We start from the raw sequence: 22,163 nt of genomic DNA on the forward strand, positions 1-22,163 counted from the left end.
GAGCCGTCAAACCAAGCGGATAACGCCGCTGCAGATCCGAATAGCAGAGTCCTTTGCCGGTTTATGCCATTTTTATTGGATTTACTCAGCTGCGGATACCGGAGGGTCTATTCCTATCGCGTCACGCAAGAATTTCCACCCCAGTGCCCTGCCACACGCATATCCTTTCTCCAGCAGATCGGCCTCCTGGGTAAAGCGTTTTACCGGAAAATGTTCCGGAGGCGCTATCACCGAGATGCGGCAATCTTCTGGGGGAGATTCAATGAAGTCCAGGGCCCGGTTGTATCTTCCCCCCCGATCCAGCACCGTTTCAAACAGGCGCGCGTGGTCATGGAAAAACTGCTTGATAAATTTTGGCGCGGGCCCGACTCGCTTCCGATATCCCCGTGGACGCGACAGCACAATGGTTATATCACGGGCACCTTGCCGGTAAGCCCAAATAACCGGGATAGAATCCGCCAGGCCCCCGTCAGTCATCGGTTCACCATTTACCGGGGGGAAATTCCGGTACACGACCGGAATAGCGCAGGATGCGGGAAACACCTCATGCATATTGTGCGGCGTTACGCGCACATAGCAGGCCCGGCCGCTGGCGATACTGGTAGTCACTGCATAAAGTGGCACCGCATTTTCTGTATAGCGCTGGATATTGAGGGGCTCATCCTTGTAAGAAGCGTGCCACAACCAGCTGATATCACAGAAGTGACCGCCCCGTAAATAACGGCGCCAGTCGATAAAATCCACCCGTCGCGCGTGATCCAACAAAATCCTGCGGCTGCGACCGTGGTCCCCCGCCAGGTAGCCAATCAGGTTGGTGGAGCCCGCGGAGACACCGATGGCAAAATCAAAGGGCCGGTAATCCGCCTCAATAAAGGCATCCAGCGCCCCGGCCGCAAAGATGCCCCGCATAGCACCCCCTTCCACCACCAGTGCGGAAAGAGGCGCCTTATCCATACCTGCAGTACTCATAGATTCACCACCGCTATCACTGTGCATACTGTATTACGCCTCTGTAACCCCCTGTCCAGCCGGGAGGCAAGCAACACCGGCAACCCCCCCACTCCCCGTGCCGTGACAGAATGCTTTTGCCAAGGGGGGTTGAACAACACTATGATTGCGATACCTAAGCCAGCCATCTTCCAAAAAAACCTCTATGCAATCCGCTGTTTTTCAAGCGCCCTGGAGCCGTCAGCTCAAATTGATCACTGCGCTGAGCACGGCTTTGCTACTGGCGATCCCCCTTATCCTGACGCTAAAAACTCCGGAATCTCCCTCCCCCCTCTATAGCATCGCCATTGCCCTGCCGCTCGCCATACTGCTGTTCTGCGCCCTGTTTGCCATCCGCGGCTACACTCTCCGGGACAACACCCTGCTGATTCTCCGTCCCGGTTGGAAAACCGCCATTCCCCTGGACGGTTTGACCGAAGCCCAGGCAAGTCCCTCCGCGATGCAAGGATCGGTGCGCATATTTGGCAATGGGGGACTGTTTGGCTATATCGGCCTCTTTCAGAACAAGACACTGGGGCGCTACAGGGCTTTTGCCACCAATCATGATACCGCCGTGGTACTGCGTTTTCGCACAAAAACCCTGGTAATCACCCCCGATAGGCCCGAGCAGATGGCGGAAGTACTTCGGCAATGCCGCTAGTCCTCTACCAGCCGGGTTGGGCTGCTCACTGGCGCACTTGGCATTTTCCCGGGGGGACAGCATACTGCCCCTGAAACTCGCACAACTGAAAGGAAGCCGATGAAGAAAATGATTGTCGCCCTGGCGATTTCCTTGGGCACACTATCGGTGAGCGCCCATTCTGCCTGCGTGATTCTTTTGCATGGCCTGGCCAAGTCCGATGCCTCCATGACCAGATTGGAGCAGGCGATCAGTGCCGCAGGCTACAAAACCGTCAATGTGAACTATCCCTCCACAAAATTTCCCATTGAGGAGTTGGCCGGAAAAGCCATCACCCCGGCACTGGCTACCTGTGCCGATCAAGGCGAAGTCAATTTTGTCACCCACTCCTTGGGCGGGATTCTTGTCCGTCAGTACCTGAGTCAGGCGGGGATTGAAAACCTGAGCCGTGTGGTTATGCTGGGACCACCCAATAGCGGCAGTGAAGTGGTAGACAAACTCGGCCATTTCCCGGGCTTTCAGTTTGTCTTTGGCGATGCCGGCTTGCAGCTCGGCACCGGTGCCCTGAGTGTTCCCAACAAACTGGGGCGGGCAGAGTTCGATGTGGGCATCATCGCCGGCACCCGCAGTATCAACCTGATACTATCTCAGCTGATTCCAGACACAGATGACGGTAAAGTCTCGGTCTCCAGTACCAGGCTCGAGGGGATGAATGACCACCTGGAAATGCCGGTTACCCACGTATTTATGATGAAAGACAGAAGAGTCATTGCACAGGTTCTCCACTATCTGAAACACGGCAGTTTCGCCCGCAAGAACAATACCACAATTGCTGATTAATGCGATGTCCACCCTCTTCGACTGGCGCAAGCACCGCTTCGATTCAGGCAACGCAACCAGTCAATATTCATCCTTCCTTCGGCCAGAGCCGGAATCCCTGCTTGGGCCATGCAGGGAATTTTAAAATCCACCCTTGTACGTTTTGTGAAAGCCAGCATTCAGTTTGTCGACCAAAGCGTCCGGGGCTACGCGACCTGGTCCCGCCATGAGCGACAGAACGCTCAGCGCGGCCCACAGTTCCAGCGCGGCCTTTACACAAAACAACCCCAAAACTCAGGGTGAAACAAGATGCAGTGGCAATGGTGCAGCTTTAGTGAACTCTCAATCGACCAGCTCTATGAAATACTGCGGGCCCGCCAGCAGGTCTTTACCGTAGAACAGAACTGCCCCTACCAGGATGCCGATGGCAAAGACCAGTACGCCTGGCATCTGACCTGCTGGGACAGCAACCACAAGACCCCACAACTTATGGCCTACCTGCGCGTCTTGTTTCCGGGCAAGAAGTATCGCGAACCCGCCATCGGGCGGGTACTCACCACGGAATCCAGCCGCGCTGCCGGACTCGGCAAAGCACTGATGTGCCGGGCTGTCCAACATACTCTGGACGAGTATCCCAAAACGGCTATTCGTATTTCCGCTCAGGAGCACCTCAGCCGGTTTTATGCAGAGTTTGGTTTCGAGCAGGTATCTGCTCCCTACGAGGAGGACGGCATACCCCATATAGAAATGCTGCGCCCGGCACCCTGATCGATACCGGCCAGGCTAAATAACTAGCCGCTACTGACAGCACCACTGACTGAGGGGGCAGGGTTGCACTCGCGACGACGCACCCAGGTATACAGGCAGGAGGCAGCGATACCGGCTGCCGTTAGCAACCATACAGCGTTGGCCACCAGTGAGGCGCGCACAAAGGAATCCGCTCCAAAAATAGAGACATGCGTTATCACCGCCAGCAGGCAAGTGACAATAGTGGCCCCCCTGAGCAGCATGGACCACCCCGCCACTGTGCCAAAAAATGCAGCAACCACACTCAAAACAACTGTGGTTAACCAAAACACCTGCACCGCAGACACAGCAAAGACCAGGTAAGTCACTGCGCTTAAGGCGATGGCAAATGGTATTCCCCACACCTGGGCCATCCACACGCGCTCCAAGCGCACCGCAGGTGCGCCCCTCTGACGCTTGCGTATCAGCCAAATATTAATACCGGAAACCACCAGCACACACATGCCGACCCCCAGCAGGAAGTAGGCGATTTTCACCGGGAAGCCGGAAAAATGGCCGAAGTGCAAGCGGAAATTGGAAGCGTACACCTGCTTACCGGCCTCCCCGTCAGACCAGCCCTCCTTGTGCATTAACCGGCCCTGGGCGTTGAACCGATAACGCTCTCCCCACACCAGGCGCCCGGGAACCCGGGTGACAATCTCAACCATCTGCCCTTCGCGGCCAGGGTGAAATATGCGCAGACGATTCTGCTCATGGCCCGGTGCCAGCCGTGACATCTCCGCAAGAATCTTTTCAAAGTCTGGCAGCGGCACCTGCCCGGCATCTTGCGCTATCGCAGACTCCTCCCTATACAGCATCGCCTCCACCTTCTCCACATCGCCGCCGAAGAAAAGCCCCGCAATCGCAAAGGCCACCACCTGTGACAGACCGATAAAGGCTCCCGTGACAGCAATCGCCAGGTGGAAAGGTGCGGCCCAGACACCCAGGCGGTTGTGCAGGTCCACCTGCTGTAAGCGCCTGGAACCCGCCATACGAAAAGAGAAGGCATCCTTGAGGATTTTAGGATGTGCCAGCAAGCCGGACAGGATCAGCGCCGCCATCAACACACCGATCAACCCTACCAGTGGCACCCCCAGTACCACCGGCAGATTCAGGGCAAAGTGCAGATAGGTGAGAAAGTGGGTCCAATCGTGAGAGACTGTACCCTGCAGCGAGCCATCCTCTCCCAGATGCCGTTCAATTTTGCCAACACGCACAACCAATCTCGGCATATCCGAGTTGGGAATGGTAAAGGTGACTGAATTGAATTTTTCCCCCTGTGCGCTCGCCAGTGCGCTGACCTGCTCTGTGGCAGTTGCGTAAACAGCGGGTTTGACCTCCAGGGTTTCCAGCTCGGAAGCCTGCTCCCAGCGCTCAAATTCGTTGTAGAAAACCGCCAGGGTACCGCTGACACACACAATATACAGCAGTGTGGACAGGGTCAGGCCCAGAACCGAATGCCCGTCGGTCATATCGCGTACAAAGGCCGGTGAGGGTTTGAGGGAGAATTTCACGATACCTTCCTATTCCACAGCACGGGCACTGCACACCCGCTTATACAGCAGGCAACAGATACAGGCCGCTCGCCGCTAAAAACAGCACCAGGGCTGCACCCGGGCGCAGCAGTTTCCGATCAGCACAACACCAGACAACCGCCAGGGTCCAGAATGTGATGGCAACAAATCCCGCACCAATCAGGCGACTGCTGTCGACCAGATTGGCTACCCCAAAGAACAACAGCCCTGCAGCCACGCCGCTCAGCGCCGGCAGAATAACCACCGCCAGGCATCTCGCAATACCACGCAACCCTATTAAATTCGCAGCCCTCGCGGGAGCAGGTTTGGTTGTCACCCTGTGTTTATCCTGTCGAGGTGGGCCACTGGGCCAGTCCCCGTTGAGCGCAATCAAACCAAAGACCCCCAACATGACGATCAGGGTGGCAATACTGATTCCATACTCAACACCGACCACCGCACTCCACCCCCAGGCGGAAACCACTACCAATGCCCAACCGAGCCAGCGGCGTACTGGCTGTACGCCAGTGTGCAACCAGGCCCTGTACAAAGTCACTATGCCGGCGAGGGCGCTGAGGCTGGCCAGCCCAGCGATGATGTAGATTGCATTTGGCATAAATACCACAAAGAAAGTCTTTGGCTCGCTCGATGAGTTCCCCTGAACAGACAATTTGTCCAGTCAATGCGTCACAGGGACAAGCCGCTACTGTCCCTGGCCGACGCACCCCGAAAACTCCTGCAATTTCGCCCAAAGGCGCCTGTATTGCAAGGACGGTGATCACATAGGGTTTGCAGGCCCTGTCAGATCGCCGGGATTATTGTTAAAAGGGCGAGACGTGTACCCGCACACACGCCATGCCGGTAAAAGCCCTGGAAGCAAACTCAGAAGGTGTAACGCGCTTCTGCCGTCACATAACGGCGCTCGCCGTAAAAACAGTCCCCGCGGCTCAGGCAAGAGGTGGTGTGGATTTCATCCGTCAGGTTTTTTACATTTAGCTGGAAATTCCAGCTTTCCAGGGTGTAGCCGATAGTTGCGTCGTACAGGGTGTAAGAGGGGTTTTTGGTAGGGAAATCCGCGAAAACGAAATCGTAATAGGTGACATTGGCTGGGTCCATAGCTACCAGTTGTGCATGCACTTTATCTATGCCTGTGTAGCTGTCACTGACGTAGCGCGCTCCCAACCCAATACTAAGACCCGGAGCCCAATCACTGAAATCATAATCTCCCCAAACAGAGAACTGCTGCCCGGGCACAGCCTCAAGTTCGGTGCCAACCTCGAATGGATTGCTACTCTCTATAATCTCACTATCAAGATGACTGTAGTTAGCAACCAGAGTGAAGTTACCCCACTGTCCACTGGCCTCAAGCTCAAGACCATCGATCTTCGCTTCGCCGATTTGCCGTAACCTATTATCAATACCGGGGGCTATGCGATTCTTCTGCTGAATTTCATAGACAGAAGCCGTCATCAAAATATTAGTACCCTCCGGCTGGAATTTTATACCCGCTTCAATCTGTTCACCTTTAACAGGGTCGAAGATACGCCCTTCTCCACCAGGATCAGATAGCACTGCCTCAAAGGATTCAGAGTAGCTGACGTAGGGAGATATGCCACTATCGAAGGTATACAGTATGCCAAATCTTTTGGTAACCTCTCTCTCTTTCTGCCTTGAGCCGACACTCTCAGGCACATTGCCATATATTCTTGATGATGTTCTATCTTCACGCAAACCGGCATTAAAGATGAAGTTCCCAAGTGCCACTTGATCTTGGAAATAAAAACCTACTTGATCAGTATTGGTGTCTGAGATTTTTCTTTCCAGATTCTCCAACCCTTCTGGTACATAACCATAAACAGGGTCAAAAATATCAATAACACCACCGAGACTGCGCTCTCTGAGAATACTGTCATCTATTTCAGCTTTCTGACTATCAACACCAAATGAAATCTGATGCTCAAAAGAACCTGTAGAAAGCGCTCCTGAGAGACGCAGGTCGAAAATCAAAAGATCACTCTTTGCATCCTTCATATAGACAGTTCGTGACACTTCACGAAGATCTTTTTGTAAACGAAGTGCTGGCGTATAGTCAGCATACATTGAATTATAATCGACCTCCCCCTTTGAATACCGAAGGTTTGCATTGATGCCCCAGCTATCATTTAAACGGTGGTCTATCCACAAACTATAAGCGGTTTGCTCAGTATCATATTTATCCCAACCGGGCTCACTTAAAAATACATTGGTTGCAATCTCGCCATGTACATTTTCAACAATAGTGCCGCCCCAAGGTAAAAAGGCTGCAGTTGTGCCTGACTCATCCTCTTGATAATTAGCTAGAAAAGTAATTTCTGTATCCGCACTGGGGCGCCAGGAGATAGAAGGCATAAACAAAGTGCTGTTATCCTCGACATGATCCACCTGGGCATCGGCATCACGGGCATAACCCACTACGCGATAGAGCCATTTGCCTTCACTGTCCAACGCACCAGTCACATCGCCGGCAATCACTTTGCGGTCGTAGTCACCACCCTGCACCATTAGCTCACCGCCAAATTCGCTCTGGGGACGCTTGGAAACCAGATTGACAATCCCGCCTGTAGAGCCCTGGCCGTAGAGCACAGAGGAAGGGCCTTTGAGGATTTCCACCCGTTCAAAAGCGTAAAGATTGGCACGGGCACTGGTATAGCTGCCAAAAATGGACTGCAAACCATCAATAAACATCACGGGATCTACCCCGCGCACAGAGGACCAGTCACCACGGGCATCCACACCAAACAAACCGCCATTCACACCGGCGGAATATTGCAGCACATCCTGTACAGATTTGGAGCCGGTAGCATCAAAGAAGTCTTTATCGCGCAGTGAAATAGAAAAAGGCGTCTCATCGACCGGGATATCCAGCTTGCCGATAGAAGTCTGGCGGGACAGATTCAGCGTGCCGGTAACCTGAACTTCCTCCAGGCGCTCGCGCCTGTCTTCGGCTGCAATCACCGCAGTAGAACTGCCGGCAGCAACAGCGAGTGCCAACAGGGAGCGGCTGAGGCCAGCCACAACAAGAGACATATTTTGGCACAAACCTTGGCTTCGAGCGCTACCCATGGAGATCCCTCAGTACTCAATAAGACATGTATTGACCGCAGCCGGTGTGTACGGTCTCGAATCCTGCGGATACTAATGGTAATGGTTATCACTTGCAATATTGTTGAGGTGTTTTTTGCTATCAGTTGCACCCCATCGTGAAAAGGTCATGACAAGAGCCCTGTGGAGTGCGGCATATGGTGGGATTTGAGGGTGTTGTTATTCTCAGGCAGCCGATCCCTACGCCCCAGCAGGTGCTGCCTTTATTATTCCTCAAGCCAGGACTGCCAGAGAAAGGCCGGGATCTTTTCCTGTTTGTCAAATGCAACGGGAAGGAAAACGAGGGCAACGCCACGAGGGTACCCGGGCGGGATTGCAGCGGTACAGAGTCTGCACCGCTGCCGCAGGAGGGTCTATTTCAGAGTCGTCCGCCAGGATTATTTTCTGGCGCCGGCACTCGCATCACGGATTGCGCGAAACTCGTTGCCTGGATACCAGTTGGGCCAATCCTGGTTATTGGCCAAGACCAGCCCCAGTTGCAGCCCCAACTGCAGGTCCATGGCTGCCCCCTTTAAATTCCACGCCGGATCATAGGCATCGCCCGGCTTGTGATAGTGATCGCTGAGATATTCCTCACCTTTGCGCCGAGCCCATTCGCGACCGTGCTCCAGGTTGTCGGTGCCGGAGTCAAAATACAGCATGGGAACCCCTTTTTTCGCCAAGCTGAAATGATCCGAGCGATAAAAGTAACCACGCTCAGGGTGCTCCTCGGGAACCAGGTAACGGCCCTGCGCCTTTGCGGCGGTCTCCAGCAACGGTTCCAGTTCGCTGCTGCCATAGCCGATAACAATAATATCCCGGGCTGGCCCGAGCACATTCATGGCATCAAAGTTTATGCCCGCAACCGTTTTCTCCAGGGGCGCAGCGGGGTGCTCAGCGTAATATTTGGAGCCGAGCAGGCCGGATTCCTCAGCGGTGACCGCAACGAAGACCAGTGAGCGGTCGGGGCGTTCAAGTCTTACCGCCTGGGCAGCCATGGCCAGCAGACCGGCAGTACCTGTGGCATTGTCCACGGCGCCATTGAAAATCTGGTCTTCGCCTTTGGCATTGCTGTTTACGCCCAGGTGATCCCAGTGCGCGGTGTACACGATCACCTCATCCGGGCGCTTCCGGCCCGGCAATTTGGCCACCACGTTGCGGGAATTGGAGGTTTGCAGGCTGTTTTGCAGCCGGATATTGGCCTTGAGGCCGAGTGCCTTTGGCTTGAAGTCGCGGGTTTTTGCCGCGGCCATCTCTGTTTGCAGATCCAATTCAGCGGAGCGAAACAATGCCCTGGCAGCATTGTTGGTTATCCAGGCCTCCACCGCGACGCGGTCGACATTGCGGTCGTCGGTTTCCAAGCTGATTTGTGCGCCGGACCAGGAACCGCTGACCACCTCCCACGGATAACCGGCGGCCCCGGTCTCGTGAATGATGATGGCACCCTCAGCACCCTGGCGGGCGGCTTCCTCAAATTTATAACTCCAGCGTCCATAGTAAGTCATGGCGTTGCCATTGAAGAGAGACTCGTCCTTGCTGGCATAGCCGGGGTCATTGACCAAAATGACGGCGGTCTTGCCGGACATGTCCAGGCCAGAGTAGTCGTTCCAGTCATTCTCGGGGGCAACGATGCCATAGCCAACAAATACCAGTTCGCTGTTCTCCAGGGCGGATGCAGAGGTTTGCCGCTGAGTGAAAGCCACCATGTCAGTGATTGGCTGCAGTTCCTGCTCGACACCCGCGCCCGCAATGCGGAGGGGAGTGGATTCGATCTGCATCTCAACGATGGGCACCTGCTGGAACCAGCTCGGCTGGCCATCTGCACCCGTGGCGCCGGGTGTCAGCCCCAGCGTTTTAAATTGTTCTGCCAGATAGCTGACGGTCAGCGCCTCGCCGGTTGTGGCGGGGGCACGTCCCTCGAACTGATCGGAAGCGAGGATCGCAATATGTTTGTGCAGATCTGCAGCGATGGTATCGACCTGGGCCTGCTCAACTTCACCAGGAGTGGGGCTGGAGCCGGTGGTGGTCCCCACTGGATGCTGGTAACGGGTGTGGGCAGCTGCCGGTTCCGCTGCCTGCTGCCCGGTCGCTTTGGGATCGCCTTGGCTGCAGGCGGTGAGTGCGCTGCCGACAGCGATAGTCAGGCCGAGGCGGCGCCAGAGGGATGAGATTTGCATAATGTTGTCCTGTGAGCCTTGCTGCACAGAATTATGCCTGATCTCGATCCATCTAACGACAGCTTGCTGAAGCCTGCTGCAATGGATAAGGGCCAGGTATCAAACAAAAACCGTTAAAACGCACCTGCCCGATACCGTATACAAGGGGCATTCTGGCCGGCATTTGGCCTGGCGCTACGACAAGGTTTTCAGCACTGCCCGGATCGGGTAGAGGATATCGCGGGCCAACTGCTGGCTGCGGGCGGGGGACCACCCCTCGATCGGATCGGGCAGCTTGTTATTATCCTTAAAGGGCATCTCCAAGGTCAGGGCCAGGGTGCGAAACTGGTGCCCGGCCCAGGCGGTGCCTATGGACAGGCTGGCTTCACCGGGCTTGTCGCGCTCGTAGCCGTGTTCGGTCTGGAAATCCGGACTGATCGCCTCGTAGGCACGTTTGAAGGTCTCCTCCAGTTTCGCATGGCGGTCGTCATAGCCGGGAATGCCCTCACAGGCAGCGACAAAGTTGTAGGGCAGTGCCTCGTCCCCATGAATATCCAGAAAAAGTTCCCCGCCGAGCTCCAGCATTTTCTGTCGCACCAGAAAAACCTCCGGACTGCGCTCCAGGCTGGGCTCAAGCCATTCACGATTCAGGTTTGCCCCCGCCGCATTGGTGCGCAGGTGGCCGCGCACACTACCGTCGGGATTCATATTCGGCACCACATAAAAAACGGTATCCGCCAGAAGACTTCGGGCTGTAGGGTTGGCCTCGTCCAGCAGCGCATCCAGAAAGCCTTCCACAAACCATTCCGCCATGGTTTCCCCGGGGTGCTGGCGAGCGATCATCCAGACCCGGTGCCTGGCACTACTGACAGCCCCAACCGTCAGCATGGTCATATCGCGACCGTCGAGGGTCTTGCCGAGACTCTGCATGTGTACCTGATCGCTGCTTTGCGCCCAGGCGAGTAAATCCAGGTGCCGCTCCCAGGAATAAGGGGCGAAATAGGCGAGATAGATACTTGGCTCATCCAGCGTTACGGCGAAATCCAGGCTATTTCCGTCATAGCTGGCGCCGAGACGAAACCAGTGCTGGCGGTCGTAGGAAGCGCACACCCGGTAGTTTTCCCATCCCTCCGGATAGGCGGACTTACCGGCATTCACAATGCGCAGGGGATAACTCGACCCTCTCTCCCCCTCCAGGCGAAAGTGAAACCACTGATAAAAATCGGAATTGTGGTCCTGGCGGATGGCCAACTCAACCGGATTGGTAGTGGAATTGACAACTTCGATATTTCCGCTGTCGAAAGCACTGGTTATATTCATACACGCCCCCCTTTTTTGTTGCTGGGCGCAGGATACAGGGCTCGAGCATTTTTTTCAGGCGCCTGGTGGGGGAAACTGCCACTTTATAAGTAAATTGTCATGTCACCCATCTGATAATTTGGACCGCTTGCAGAAGAGGGGTTGAGGAAATCTGCGCCGGCAGTTACCAGCCCATAAAAGAAAAATAGAACTTGCACTGCACACTTGTGTCAGCTGCCGGGGCGTCAATCCCCCGGTCAAGGAGGCACAATGAGGCCAGTTGTGCAAATAATAAAAAAGCACGGTACCGGATTCGATACCGTGCTTTAGCCAATCCCTGGCGGCACCTGCTGCGACTACTACTCCCTGAAATTTCCGGTGTCGGTCCCAGACAAATGCTTGCTGCCCGGACTGTTCACAAGTGCGTCACTCCACACTGTCAGAAATCAATGACATCTCCATAACATTCCGTAGCAGGCGCTGATTAAAGTTTAGGCAGCTTTTATTGCACTTTGTTGCACCCTGGTGCAGATAGGCGTAAATTTAGTGGCTTTTCCCTTTACCCATGGAAGGATATTTGGCTGGGCAGGCGAGAATGGCGATCCCTTCTCTGGAATTGGCCTGCTGGACCCGAGGCCGGACAGCAGACTGGGATTCCGGATTCGATCATAAGCTGCAAGAGGTTAGAAGTTCATGGGTAGTCGTATTAAGCGCAGCATTGCCCTTAGCAGTGTGTTGGTGATGGTAATCAATGTCAGCGCCTGCGGTTATTTTCTGTATCCTGAGCGCAAAGGCCAGACGGGCGGTCGCGTGGACCCGGCAGTGGTTATTTTGGATGGCGCCGCACTGCTTTTTGGGTTTCTTCCCGGTGTTGTAGCCTTCGCAGTAGACTTCACCAATGGCACAATCTACCTGCCGCCGGGCAGCCCCTCGGTGATCGACCGGCACACCAGCAGTGTCGATACAGACAAGGTACAAAAAGTGACTGACGAAGATGGCCACGCCTGGCTTCAACTATCTATTGAGGGCAAATCTGACGATAGTGGGGATCTGGCAGATCTGGAGGTCATCCTGACAGACGTTACCGGGCAAAAAGTGGATGCTGATGACATTGTCTGGTTGCAGGATGCCGCAGCTTTGCAGGCAGCCATCACCGCTCAAGTCGCGGCACGTTAAGCGCTCCATTAGACGGGAGCTGAACTTTTACCCGGCGCAGAGAAGTACCCCCGTCCGCCGCAGTCTGTTCTGGGCCTTTCGTATACCGGCAGGCCCAGAGACGCCGGTTATTCCAAGAGGGCAATCCCCGGTGATTGTGAGCAGGTAATGGCTAAGGGTTTTTACTACCCTGTCAGAGGCATAAGAACCGGGCTCATCACCCCATCCTTAACAAAATACCATGCCAAAAGCCCTGTCGTCGCAGCAATCCTGAAATACGGCGCATTCGGCACTTTTTTCTTCCAGCCCAGCAGGAGCAAAAATTATGAGTCTCTCGTATTTTTATAATATTCCCGAGCGTCACGTTTACACAATCGCAAACTGGATCATGGTGGTGTACCTCGTCTGGACCGGCGTTCTCTCATTCGGAGAAACCGGCTCCCAAATAATCAGTAACTGGTTCAGTCAGCATCTTCTCTTTTCAAAAATCGACATACCGTGGATGCTTTTGGCATGGCTGATCGGTGCAGTAAAAATTGTGATCGCGATCGGGCTCAGCCAACGTAATCGGCATAGCAGGCGTTATCAATGGTCTGCACTGGCCGCTTTTATACTGCTGATTGCCCCCACCACGCTTCTGCTGACAAACCCGGTGTGGGTGGCGTCCTACGGCGGCTTCCCGTTTATCGGCTCGGGCCAGGGAATCATAAAGTACTTCTCCATGGCTGGCGTGGCCCTGTACTTGTATGCCTCCAGTAGGTCTTCACAAGGGTGTCGGCGCATTGCCATTGGTCTGTGCATTTTTGGCGTCGCCATTGTGATGGGGTGGATTGGTGCGATGAAATTCACCGCCTTTGAGGCGCAGGGTATTTTCCCCCTGATGAGCACCAATCTCTTTTTTTCCTGGACTTACACTGTTTGGACTACCCAGGGGGCCTCAAATTTCATTGGTATCGTCGAATTACTGTTCCTGGTAACGCTGCTACTCGCACCGGTATCCAAACGTATTGGGTTGTTCGGTCTGGCCGGCATCCTGGCCACAGCGATCGGAACCACAACCTTTCTTTTCAATACCCCCGGGTATGACCTCTTTATTCTCGATCTGAATACAACAGGTCAGTTCATCATCAAAGACTGGCTTCTGTTTGCAGCCGCATTAATCTTCTACAGCGCTATGACACGCCGGGAAGGATCCACCACCTAACGAAAGCATGCAACGGGCAGAGCCCCCCAGGGGCTCAGTTCAGTGTTATCGCTCTTTTTGCCCCCAGAGCGATCAGGGGCCGCCAATTGAGGCGGCTACCCCTTACTACCGGGTCGGAGGGAAAGAACACCCCTCTCCCAAGACGCGCTGTGAAATCATCACTGTACGCTCGTAATCGGCATCCATGTCTCATACGATCCTGGCAGCGGGGTATTCTTCCCTCCAGCCTTGCTAGCAACTGTGTCATAGAGAAGTTCTCTACCGCTTGAGCAGAAAAGTGGTCGGACTCAGGGAGTCGATCATTTTGTGGAACCGCACAGCCGTGGACGCCTGGACCCGAAATACCCTGTGCCGCTGCCCCCGCACTTCCCCGGGTCTTATACACCGGGAAGGTCCGCCTGTGCAGCGGATAGGTTTTTGCTGCACACAACTGTTTTTCGGTGCGATACCCTGCAATTCTTGGCTGTTACCCTATCCGGCAACCTCCCCCGCTGGAAAGCCTAGCCCAATAGTAGCCAGGCTGTACCGGCAATAATCAGCGATGCAGTCACACTCAGCACCGCACCCTCACGCACCATATCCTGCATACGCACTTTTCCGGTGCCGTAAGCGATCGCATTGGGTGCTGTGGCCACCGGTAACATGAAAGCGCAGCTGGCACTCATGGCGGCCGGTATCATCAACACCATCGGATCGAAACCTGCAGAAGTGGCCGCTGCCGCAAGTATCGGCATCAGCAGTGTAGCTGTAGCAGTATTGCTGGTAATTTCTGTGAGGAAGGTGACACCGAGACAGAGCAATAGCAACATCACCCAGAGGGGCATGGCGGTCAGGAAGGAAAGTCCGCTGCCCAGCATACTGCTCAGGCCCGAAACGGAAAAGCCTTTGGCCAGGGCGAGACCACCGGCAAAGAGCAGCAACATGCCCCAGGGGATTGTCTCAGCGGTCTGCCAGTCGAGCAAGCGACCGCCTTTCCCGTCGGGAATCATAAACATGGCCACCACAGCGGCAATAGCGACTGTGCTGTCTCCGGCAGATGCAATATCCAGCCACCCACTCCAGCCGCCAAAGGGGGCATTGCGGGTGATCCAAAAAGCAATGGCGAGGCCAAACACCAGCAGTGTGCGCTTTTCCTCTGCACGCCAAGCCCCAACCGCCGGCGGTTCGATTACATTTTTAAGATGGACACCGCGGGTAAGCCAGAGCGTCATAATCGGCAGAGTGGTCACTACTACAGGAAGACCGATCTTCATCCAGCTCACGAAACTGAACGTCCGACCGGTTACCTCCTCATAAATGCCCATAAAAATAACATTTGGAGGCGTACCCAGCGGCGTACCCACGCCCCCGAGACTTGCGCCATAGGCAATACCCAAAATCAGTGCAATGCTCAGTCGTTGATTTTGGATACGGGAGAGAATTGCCAGGGCAATGGGCAGCATCATTAGAGTTGTGGCGGTATTCGAGATCCACATACTGAGAAAACCTGAGGCCAGCATAAACCCCAGAACCAACCGCCGACCGGAGGATACGCCAACGATGCGCAGCATATACAGGGCCAGGCGCTCATGGGCCCCACTCTTTTCCAGAGCCTTGGACAAGATAAAGGCCCCCATGAGCAGCATAATCACATGACTTCCCAGCGATGCCGCCACCATTTTATAATCGGCCACCCCGAATAAGGGTAGAAGTATAAAAGGCACCAGAGAAGTTGCCGGGATAGGCAGTGCCTCGGTAATCCACCAGATCACTGTAAGCAATGTAATAGCCGCAGTGACCGCAGGCAGATACGCCAAATCTAGCTCACGCAAAAACACGTAAAAAAAAACGGCCAACAACGGCCCCAAAACGACAAAGCGCTGGCGCGCAATCGACATACCCACCCCCCAACAATCCAATCTCCCCCAGGCACTATGTGCACCAGAGGAAAATGCCCTTTTTTTCTGTAACCAAAGCGCCGGTCGCTGCCACCCTACTTTTCCGTTACTTCTTAACCAAACACATCCCAGAGTTCCTCCAGGATTACCCCTGAAACATCGCCTTAAATGGGCGAAGAAGCTCGCGCATCAAGGATAATACGGCCCGCAGTGTCATAACACCTCCCTGTCTAAGTATACACCGCTATGATTTGGGAAATTACTACCGGTTCGGAAGGAAAGAATACCCCTCTCCCAGGACGCGTTGTGAATACATCCCTGTATGCTCGCAATCGGCATCCATGCCTTAAACGGTCCTGGGAGAGGGGTATTCTTCCCTTCTGCCATGCTAACCGCGCACACAAGTATCGCGTGTATAGAAATCGCAGAAAATCCTAAAGCAGTATATCCAATAGGATGGAAATCTGGAAACAACGATGCCGGGCCAATGACTCTAACGGACATGGCCACCCCGATATCACGAGCATTAATTAGGATTTACCGGACTGGATCAAGCAAAGTAATGTCACACTGAACCTAGGATAAGGTATACGAATATCCTGCCATCTCAAGTGCAAATCTGAAGATGCGTAACCCGGAAGATAAGCTGTAGCTGGCCATCTACTGGAAACGTGGATAGCCCATTGCGCTTTGGCCTGGTCCTAAGGTAACACTGGAACCGCTGGCGATAAAATAACTGAATCCTTTCGTCAAATCTATCAAAAATCCCGCAGCTTCAAATTAAGATATCCAACCCCCCGACCTCGCAGCAGGCAAGGGATGCACTGCTCCGTTACTGCGCAAGGCCATTAAACCTCAACAGAGCCCCACAGACGACTATGCAAATGTGAGACGAGCTCCTCAAGATTCAATAATCCGTTAATCTGGCACCTTTACAGTCAAATTATTCTTATGTGCATAATCCGGATCACCTCCAAGCCGCTTGTTGCAATTCAGGCCATTGATTGCTCCAATATCATTATTACTCAAAGTAAACCCTGACAATAACAAATTGCTGCGAATGTTATCCAGTTTTTCTGCCTTGGGGATCACAATACGATGCTGTTGCACATTCCATTTCAATATGACTTGTGCCGGAGACACAGAATGATTTTCTGCGATTTCTACAATTAATGGGTCCACTATCGGTTTTTCACTCTGTGGCACACCACTCCAGGAAGATCCGGAACCCAGGGGAGACCAACAGCTAATAGCAATTTTGTGAAACTGGCAGTAATCTACCAGCGGCTGCTGGGTGAAATAAGGATGTAATTCAATTTGATTGCAGACCGGACGAATCTCGGCAAATGTAGCAATTTGTTCGATATCCGTCTTGCGGAAATTCGATAAACCCAGGGCGCGTACCTTCTTCTGCTGATACAGCGCCTCCATAACCTCCCAGGTTTCCCGGGTATAGGCTGGCACTGGCCAGTGAATCAGGTAGAGATCCAGATATTCCAGTTGCAAACGTTCCAGGCTGCGCGCGAAGGCATCGTGGGTTTTGCTACGCCCCTGCTCGGTATCCCAGATTTTACTGGTTATAAAAAATATCTCCCGCGGCAGGCCGGATTCCCTGATCGCGCGCCCCAGGGCGCGCTCATTGCCATACACAGAAGCTGTATCAAACTGCCTATAACCGATCGATATCGCCTTTAGAATGGTATCAGTGACATATTCATTATCCTGTTGCCAGCCGCCCACAGCGGCCAGCCCCATGCCGACCTGGGGAATCTGCACGCCATTATTAAACTCGATAAAGTACATAATCGATATCCCTTCCAGCTACTGCGCTGTGCACTGAACACCACTTCCTATGGCTAAAATTATCCGCTCTCGGCGGTATCGAGTGTAAGAGGTCACCCCCTGTTTCTTGGAAAACCCTACAGTATATAGGTAATGTAATGCCATTCTTTCACTTGCGAGACACTAAAATCACCTTGCAGATTGGTTTAGGTTGAGTATGGTCTCAGACTTTATTTGGGAGGCAGCGAACCGGCGAAGTTAACGCCGCGGCTCACCCAATTGTCAAGGTCTTCGGCAACGGCATCCTCCTCAACATACACCATCCCTTTCAAAGGACGCCCGGTATAGTCCATTGGGCGTGTGTAGCGCTCCGCCAGCGCCTCCTGATAGTGATCAGGCCCTACCCTAACCATCAGTTCTTCGCCGACCACACCACAGGCCATGTTGCCATTTAACATAAACGCCAAGCCCCCAAACATCTGTTTTTCACTGAGGCCCTGGTTTTCCTGTATCAGATTGCGCACTTTTTCTGCCAGGGTTTTGTTATACGCCATAACAATCTCCTTAATTTCTTTTACCGAGCGGGAAGCCATATTTCCACAGTCGCTACAAACCGCATAAATGCAAAGTTGACGAAAGTAAACTCCACTGAAGACAATTCGCCGGAATAGTCCGCCTTCCTAGACGGTTGCGGCGGGTTATTGACAAGTGTCTAATGATGGGTACAGATATCATCCCAAGAGAGAAAAACAACTGCGCCCATTCCAGACAGTCTGCAAATATACCCCTACAGGATCGCGACCGGTCACCACACATCATATGGCTCTGGTAGACGGAGCCCCATCCCCTACCCTGCATAAGCAGCTGCATCCTGGCGATAAAATTTATATTGAATAATCATTTAAGTGTAGCAGGAAATAGCAAGACTTCTTCTTGATAAGATGCCGGCGCAATAGGAGCACTACATCAGTAAAAAGTGGATTTTAACGACATGCACCTTCTGAATAAATCGCCAGGCCGGTGGGATATTCACACTGCTTTTTCAAATATTGATACAAGGGAATATGGTAAATGGCAATTCCAGTGGAATTTACTTGTTGTATCTACCATGCCCGATCTTAATAAGCTATTCACACGAATTTTTTCTGTACGTCAGGGTCACGCTTTCCGGCATTTTTGGCAACGTCTAGAATCGGATTTCTCGAACACAACTTATTTGTAGAATACGGATACGTCTTACATAGGAACAATTGCTGTTATTTGGATGAAACTGCGCTTCTGTAAGGTAAAAACTCCGAAAGTGGACATTCAGGGCCTGAACCAGAGCTGACAGAACACCTACTGAATACCCAACGACCTTTGGCACTTGTAGCGTATTGCAACTCATACGTCTCGATCAGTATTTGGCAACACTTTGAAACAGCGCTCTCCCCTTCAATAAAAGCGGTCGCGGGCGTGCGCAAGCATTTTTCAACTGTGCTTCGGCTTTTGGCAAATACTGAATGCCCATGTGTGGTCGCAACGTCTTTTTGTCAATGCGTTTCACGCAACAGGCGTTGGGATCTGGTCTGTCGCCGGAATCAATTGCCACAGACAGGGGGCTGGAGATCTGACTGGTCCCGCTGATACCAGTGCAATTTCTCATGCAGGCTGACAACGCCACCGACGATAGTCAAAGTCGGCGCCTTTACTGCCTTGTTTTGCGCGAGGTCTGGTAGTGTCTTGAGGTCACCCACAATGACCCGCTGCGCCGGAGTTGTTCCCTTTTCGATCAGTGCCGCGGGCGTTTCCGCTGAGAGACCGTGGCGGGTGAGTTCGGTGCAAATGGTTCGCAGGCCCGTCAAGCCCATATAGAAAACCAGGGTTTGGCCAACAGAGGCCAATTCGCTCCAGGGCAAATCGAGGCTGCCTTCCTGCAGGTGTCCGGTAATAAAACGCACTGACTGGGCGTAATCGCGGTGCGTCAAAGGAATACCCGCATAGCTGGCACACCCGGACGCAGCGGTAATGCCCGGCACCACTTGAAACGGTATGCCGTGCTCGGCCAGTTTGTCGATCTCTTCGCCACCTCGGCCAAAAATAAAGGGATCTCCTCCCTTCAGACGCAGTACCTTTTTGCCTTTGTTGGCTAAATCCACCAACAGCTGGTTGATATCGCTTTGGGGAACCGAATGAAACGCTTTTTTCTTGCCAACATAAATACGCTCGGCATCCCTGCGCACCAGGTCCAGAACCGCCGGGGATACCAGGCGATCATAGAGCACGGCATCGGCCTGCTGCATCAGACGCAGGGCGCGAAAGGTCAGCAAATCGGGATCTCCAGGGCCCCCGCCCACCAGGTAAACCTCGCCAGTCGGTGCAGGACTGCCCTGCCAGACCTGCAGGGCATTGAGCAATGCTTTTTCCCCTTCCGCCAGCTTCCCTGCCTCCATACAGCTGGCGACTGGGCCTGAGAAAACCCACTCCCAAAAATCCTTGCGCCGCGCTTCGGGCAATGCGGCTTTTACCCTGGTGCGCACACGGGCGGCAAGCTCCACCAGGGCGGCAAGCCCCGGGGATAGCAGCGCTTCGATCTGGGCGCGGATACGCCGGGTAAGCACCGGCGCAGCACCGCCACTGTTAATACCAATCGAGAGATCGCCGCGCTCCACCATTGCGGGAAAGGTAAACGTACACAACTGCGGCGCATCCACCACATTGACCGGCAGGTGCCGGGCGCGCGCATCGGCAGAGACCTGCGCATTGACCTCCGCACTATCGGATGCCGCGATCACCAGTTCAGCCCGCTGCAAATAATCGGCGCAGTAGGTTGTCTCAAACAGGGCTCCGTTTGAATCGGACACCAGTTGCCTGAGTTCGGCGGCAATCTCCGGGGCAACCACCCACAGGCGGGCTCCCGCCTTGCATAGCAAGCGGGCTTTGCGGGTGGCAATGGCGCCTCCACCCACAATCAAGCAAGGGCGGTTTTGGACATCAAACGCGAGAGGGAGATAGCGCAACGTCTTATCCCATTAAGTGGCAGACGGGAACAGTATTCCTCCAGAATACCCGGGGTAGTTAACAACCCGGTAGCCGGCCAGAGTGCCGCATCAACACTATGCGGGGAAAGCAGCAATCACTTCCCGGCCGCCCATATAGGGACGCAACACGGCCGGAATTTCCACACTGCCATCTTCGCGCTGGTAGTTCTCCAGTACCGCAACCAAAGCTCGGCCCACCGCGAGGCCGGAGCCATTCAGGGTATGCACCAGCTCCGGTTTGCCGGATTCCGGGTTGCGCCAGCGGGCCTTCATCCGGCGCGCCTGGAAATCACCCACCAGGGAGCAGGAGGAAATTTCCCGGTACCGGTCCTGAGACGGAATCCAAACCTCAATATCGTAGGTCTTGCGCGCGGCAAAACCGATATCTCCACCACAGAGTGCCACAGTGCGATACGGCAGCTGTAACTTTTGCAGAATGGTCTCCGCATGCTGCGTCAGGGTTTCCAGCGCCTCGCCAGACTGGTCCGGGCGGGTCACCCACACCAGCTCCACTTTTTCAAACTGGTGCTGGCGAATCATGCCGCGGGTGTCGCGACCATGGGAGCCGGCCTCGGAGCGGAAACAGGGTGTGTGGGCCACCAGTTTGTGCGGCAGGGACTGGCTGTCTTCAACAATATGGTCGCGGTACAAATTCGTCAGCGGCACTTCCGCAGTCGGAATCAAATAGAAGCTGCGCTCGTCGCTCAGTTTGAACAGGTCTTCCTCAAACTTCGGCAGCTGCGAGGTGCCATACAGGGAATCCCCATTCGCAATGAACGGCACATTGGCCTCTTTGTAGCCGTGCTCTTCAGTGTGAATATCCAGCATAAACTGGGCCAAGGCACGGTGTAGTCTCGCCACCGCTGCGGTCATTACAGCAAAGCGTGAACCTGTGAGCTTGACGGCCACTTCAAAGTCGAGACCGCCGAGCCCGGTACCCAGGTCGACGTGATCTTTGACTTCAAAATCAAAACAGCGCGGTTGTCCCCAGCGCCGGATTTCAACATTATCGTCCTCGCTCTCGCCCTCTGGTACCGACGCATCCAGCAGGTTCGGAATCGCGGACAGAATAGCAGCCAGCTCCTGCTGCAGTTCAGCCAGCGTCTGTTTGGCACTTTGCAACTCGCCGCCCAAGGACTCCACCGCTTTCAGCAGGGGGGCGATATCTTCTCCGGCGGCCTTCATGCGCCCAATATTTTTCGACTTGCTGGTGCGCTCATTTTGCAGATGCTCGGTGTGGACCTGCAGCTCTTTGCGGCGCGCCTCAAGCGCTGTCAGTTTGACCGTATCCAGTGTCACACCACGCTTTTTCAGCGCCGCGGCCACCTGGTCCATATCCGTGCGAATCAGTTTGGGATCGAGCATTGTTTCCAGTTCGCCTGTGCTCAGGCGCCTACCACAAAATATTAAATGGATGTTGTTTAAAAATACCGTGTCGCCAGGGCGACAGCGACTCCCGTGGCTGCCAGGCAGCAAACCAGGCTGCCGAGAATATAGCCAATGGCCACGAATGGTTGGCCATTGTGCCACAGTATCAGGGTATCCAGGGAGAAAGTGGAGAAGGTTGTGAGCGCACCAAACAGGCCCGTCATAAGCAGGAGCCGCCACTCCTCCCCCAGCATCGCGCGGTGAATGATCAGTACGTAGACGATTCCGATTAGAAACGAACCGAGCACATTGACGATCAACGTACCCAGGGGAAACTTGCCGCCGAAAACCGGGTAACTCCAGATGGTGATCAAGTGGCGAAGCACTGCCCCCAAAGCGCCACCCAGGGCAATTGCCAGCCACTGCATTTCGTTTC

17 protein-coding genes are annotated in these 22,163 nt (G+C 54.2%); 5 read left to right on the top strand and 12 right to left on the bottom strand.

Annotation, left to right across the window (positions count from 1 at the left end):
• Window positions 1–81 precede the first annotated feature (81 nt).
• Window positions 82–969 (bottom strand): patatin-like phospholipase family protein, encoded by an 888-nt coding sequence (locus ACL7TT_RS05620; protein ID WP_413393811.1) that lies wholly within the window; start codon window positions 967–969, stop codon window positions 82–84.
• Window positions 970–1,153: 184 nt separating this feature from the next.
• Between ACL7TT_RS05620 and ACL7TT_RS05625 the strand changes: the two genes are divergently transcribed.
• From ACL7TT_RS05625 to ACL7TT_RS05635, 3 genes are all read left to right on the top strand, one after another.
• Window positions 1,154–1,648, top strand: coding sequence for a PH domain-containing protein (locus tag ACL7TT_RS05625; RefSeq protein ID WP_299942820.1), 495 nt, complete (start codon window positions 1,154–1,156; stop codon window positions 1,646–1,648).
• Between the two features lie 99 nt (window positions 1,649–1,747).
• Window positions 1,748–2,467, top strand: a complete 720-nt coding sequence (locus tag ACL7TT_RS05630; protein ID WP_299942822.1) for an esterase/lipase family protein — start codon at window positions 1,748–1,750, stop codon at window positions 2,465–2,467.
• Window positions 2,468–2,755: 288 nt separating this feature from the next.
• Window positions 2,756–3,214, top strand: a complete 459-nt coding sequence (locus tag ACL7TT_RS05635) for a GNAT family N-acetyltransferase (RefSeq protein WP_299942823.1) — start codon at window positions 2,756–2,758, stop codon at window positions 3,212–3,214.
• A gap of 23 nt (window positions 3,215–3,237) precedes the next feature.
• Here the strand turns inward: ACL7TT_RS05635 and ACL7TT_RS05640 are convergent, their stop codons facing one another.
• The 5 genes from ACL7TT_RS05640 to ACL7TT_RS05660 all read right to left on the bottom strand — a co-directional run bounded on the left by ACL7TT_RS05640 (window position 3,238) and on the right by ACL7TT_RS05660 (window position 11,342).
• Window positions 3,238–4,746, bottom strand: a complete 1,509-nt coding sequence (locus tag ACL7TT_RS05640) for a PepSY-associated TM helix domain-containing protein (RefSeq protein ID WP_413393814.1) — start codon at window positions 4,744–4,746, stop codon at window positions 3,238–3,240.
• A 40-nt stretch (window positions 4,747–4,786) separates the two neighbouring features.
• Complete coding sequence (locus ACL7TT_RS05645) at window positions 4,787–5,362, bottom strand: hypothetical protein (protein ID WP_299942827.1); 576 nt, start codon at window positions 5,360–5,362, stop codon at window positions 4,787–4,789.
• Between the two features lie 266 nt (window positions 5,363–5,628).
• Window positions 5,629–7,848 carry a TonB-dependent siderophore receptor gene (locus ACL7TT_RS05650; protein ID WP_413393816.1) on the bottom strand — a complete coding sequence of 740 codons (2,220 nt, stop codon included), beginning with the start codon at window positions 7,846–7,848 and terminating at the stop codon, window positions 5,629–5,631.
• A gap of 416 nt (window positions 7,849–8,264) precedes the next feature.
• Entirely contained in the window at window positions 8,265–10,043 is a 1,779-nt protein-coding gene (locus ACL7TT_RS05655; RefSeq protein WP_413393818.1) for a M28 family metallopeptidase, read from the bottom strand.
• Window positions 10,044–10,217: 174 nt separating this feature from the next.
• The gene (locus ACL7TT_RS05660; RefSeq protein WP_413393820.1) at window positions 10,218–11,342 is read right to left on the bottom strand and encodes a M14 family metallopeptidase; all 1,125 of its coding nucleotides are present in this window, start codon (window positions 11,340–11,342) and stop codon (window positions 10,218–10,220) included.
• A 672-nt stretch (window positions 11,343–12,014) separates the two neighbouring features.
• On the opposite strand from ACL7TT_RS05660, the gene ACL7TT_RS05665 reads away from it, so the two are divergent.
• The gene (locus ACL7TT_RS05665) at window positions 12,015–12,497 is read left to right on the top strand and encodes a hypothetical protein (RefSeq protein WP_413393822.1); all 483 of its coding nucleotides are present in this window, start codon (window positions 12,015–12,017) and stop codon (window positions 12,495–12,497) included.
• Between the two features lie 304 nt (window positions 12,498–12,801).
• Window positions 12,802–13,680 (top strand): DUF417 family protein, encoded by an 879-nt coding sequence (locus tag ACL7TT_RS05670; protein ID WP_299942837.1) that lies wholly within the window; start codon window positions 12,802–12,804, stop codon window positions 13,678–13,680.
• 500 nt (window positions 13,681–14,180) lie between these two features.
• Here ACL7TT_RS05670 and ACL7TT_RS05675 read toward each other — a convergent pair whose 3' ends face one another.
• The 6 genes from ACL7TT_RS05675 to crcB form a co-directional block, all read right to left on the bottom strand.
• Window positions 14,181–15,557 (bottom strand): SLC13 family permease, encoded by a 1,377-nt coding sequence (locus ACL7TT_RS05675; protein ID WP_299942839.1) that lies wholly within the window; start codon window positions 15,555–15,557, stop codon window positions 14,181–14,183.
• A 918-nt stretch (window positions 15,558–16,475) separates the two neighbouring features.
• Entirely contained in the window at window positions 16,476–17,360 is an 885-nt protein-coding gene (locus ACL7TT_RS05680) for an aldo/keto reductase (RefSeq protein ID WP_299942841.1), read from the bottom strand.
• 209 nt (window positions 17,361–17,569) lie between these two features.
• A complete protein-coding gene (locus tag ACL7TT_RS05685; protein WP_299942843.1) occupies window positions 17,570–17,893 on the bottom strand; it encodes a TfoX/Sxy family protein in 324 nt (107 codons plus the stop codon).
• Between the two features lie 1,026 nt (window positions 17,894–18,919).
• Entirely contained in the window at window positions 18,920–20,338 is a 1,419-nt protein-coding gene (cysG, locus tag ACL7TT_RS05690) for a siroheme synthase CysG (RefSeq protein ID WP_413393825.1), read from the bottom strand.
• Between the two features lie 96 nt (window positions 20,339–20,434).
• Entirely contained in the window at window positions 20,435–21,724 is a 1,290-nt protein-coding gene (gene serS / locus ACL7TT_RS05695) for a serine--tRNA ligase (protein WP_413393827.1), read from the bottom strand.
• A 56-nt stretch (window positions 21,725–21,780) separates the two neighbouring features.
• Window positions 21,781–22,155 (bottom strand): fluoride efflux transporter CrcB, encoded by a 375-nt coding sequence (gene crcB / locus ACL7TT_RS05700; RefSeq protein ID WP_299942848.1) that lies wholly within the window; start codon window positions 22,153–22,155, stop codon window positions 21,781–21,783.
• Window positions 22,156–22,163: the final 8 nt, after the last annotated feature.

This window comes from Microbulbifer jejuensis (assembly GCF_047289955.1).
Lineage (GTDB): Bacteria > Pseudomonadota > Gammaproteobacteria > Pseudomonadales > Cellvibrionaceae > Microbulbifer.

Coding starts and splice junctions, on each gene's coding strand:
- ACL7TT_RS05625 (WP_299942820.1), top strand. CDS start 1,154: ATGCAATCCGCTGTTTTTCAAGCGCCCTGGAGCCGTCAGCTCAAATTG.
- crcB (WP_299942848.1), bottom strand. CDS start 22,155: ATGCAGTGGCTGGCAATTGCCCTGGGTGGCGCTTTGGGGGCAGTGCTT.
- ACL7TT_RS05655 (WP_413393818.1), bottom strand. CDS start 10,043: ATGCAAATCTCATCCCTCTGGCGCCGCCTCGGCCTGACTATCGCTGTC.
- ACL7TT_RS05645 (WP_299942827.1), bottom strand. CDS start 5,362: ATGCCAAATGCAATCTACATCATCGCTGGGCTGGCCAGCCTCAGCGCC.
- ACL7TT_RS05620 (WP_413393811.1), bottom strand. CDS start 969: ATGAGTACTGCAGGTATGGATAAGGCGCCTCTTTCCGCACTGGTGGTG.
- ACL7TT_RS05685 (WP_299942843.1), bottom strand. CDS start 17,893: ATGGCGTATAACAAAACCCTGGCAGAAAAAGTGCGCAATCTGATACAG.
- ACL7TT_RS05670 (WP_299942837.1), top strand. CDS start 12,802: ATGAGTCTCTCGTATTTTTATAATATTCCCGAGCGTCACGTTTACACA.
- ACL7TT_RS05635 (WP_299942823.1), top strand. CDS start 2,756: ATGCAGTGGCAATGGTGCAGCTTTAGTGAACTCTCAATCGACCAGCTC.
- ACL7TT_RS05675 (WP_299942839.1), bottom strand. CDS start 15,557: ATGTCGATTGCGCGCCAGCGCTTTGTCGTTTTGGGGCCGTTGTTGGCC.
- ACL7TT_RS05665 (WP_413393822.1), top strand. CDS start 12,015: ATGGGTAGTCGTATTAAGCGCAGCATTGCCCTTAGCAGTGTGTTGGTG.
- ACL7TT_RS05680 (WP_299942841.1), bottom strand. CDS start 17,360: ATGTACTTTATCGAGTTTAATAATGGCGTGCAGATTCCCCAGGTCGGC.
- serS (WP_413393827.1), bottom strand. CDS start 21,724: ATGCTCGATCCCAAACTGATTCGCACGGATATGGACCAGGTGGCCGCG.
- ACL7TT_RS05660 (WP_413393820.1), bottom strand. CDS start 11,342: ATGAATATAACCAGTGCTTTCGACAGCGGAAATATCGAAGTTGTCAAT.
- ACL7TT_RS05630 (WP_299942822.1), top strand. CDS start 1,748: ATGAAGAAAATGATTGTCGCCCTGGCGATTTCCTTGGGCACACTATCG.
- ACL7TT_RS05650 (WP_413393816.1), bottom strand. CDS start 7,848: ATGGGTAGCGCTCGAAGCCAAGGTTTGTGCCAAAATATGTCTCTTGTT.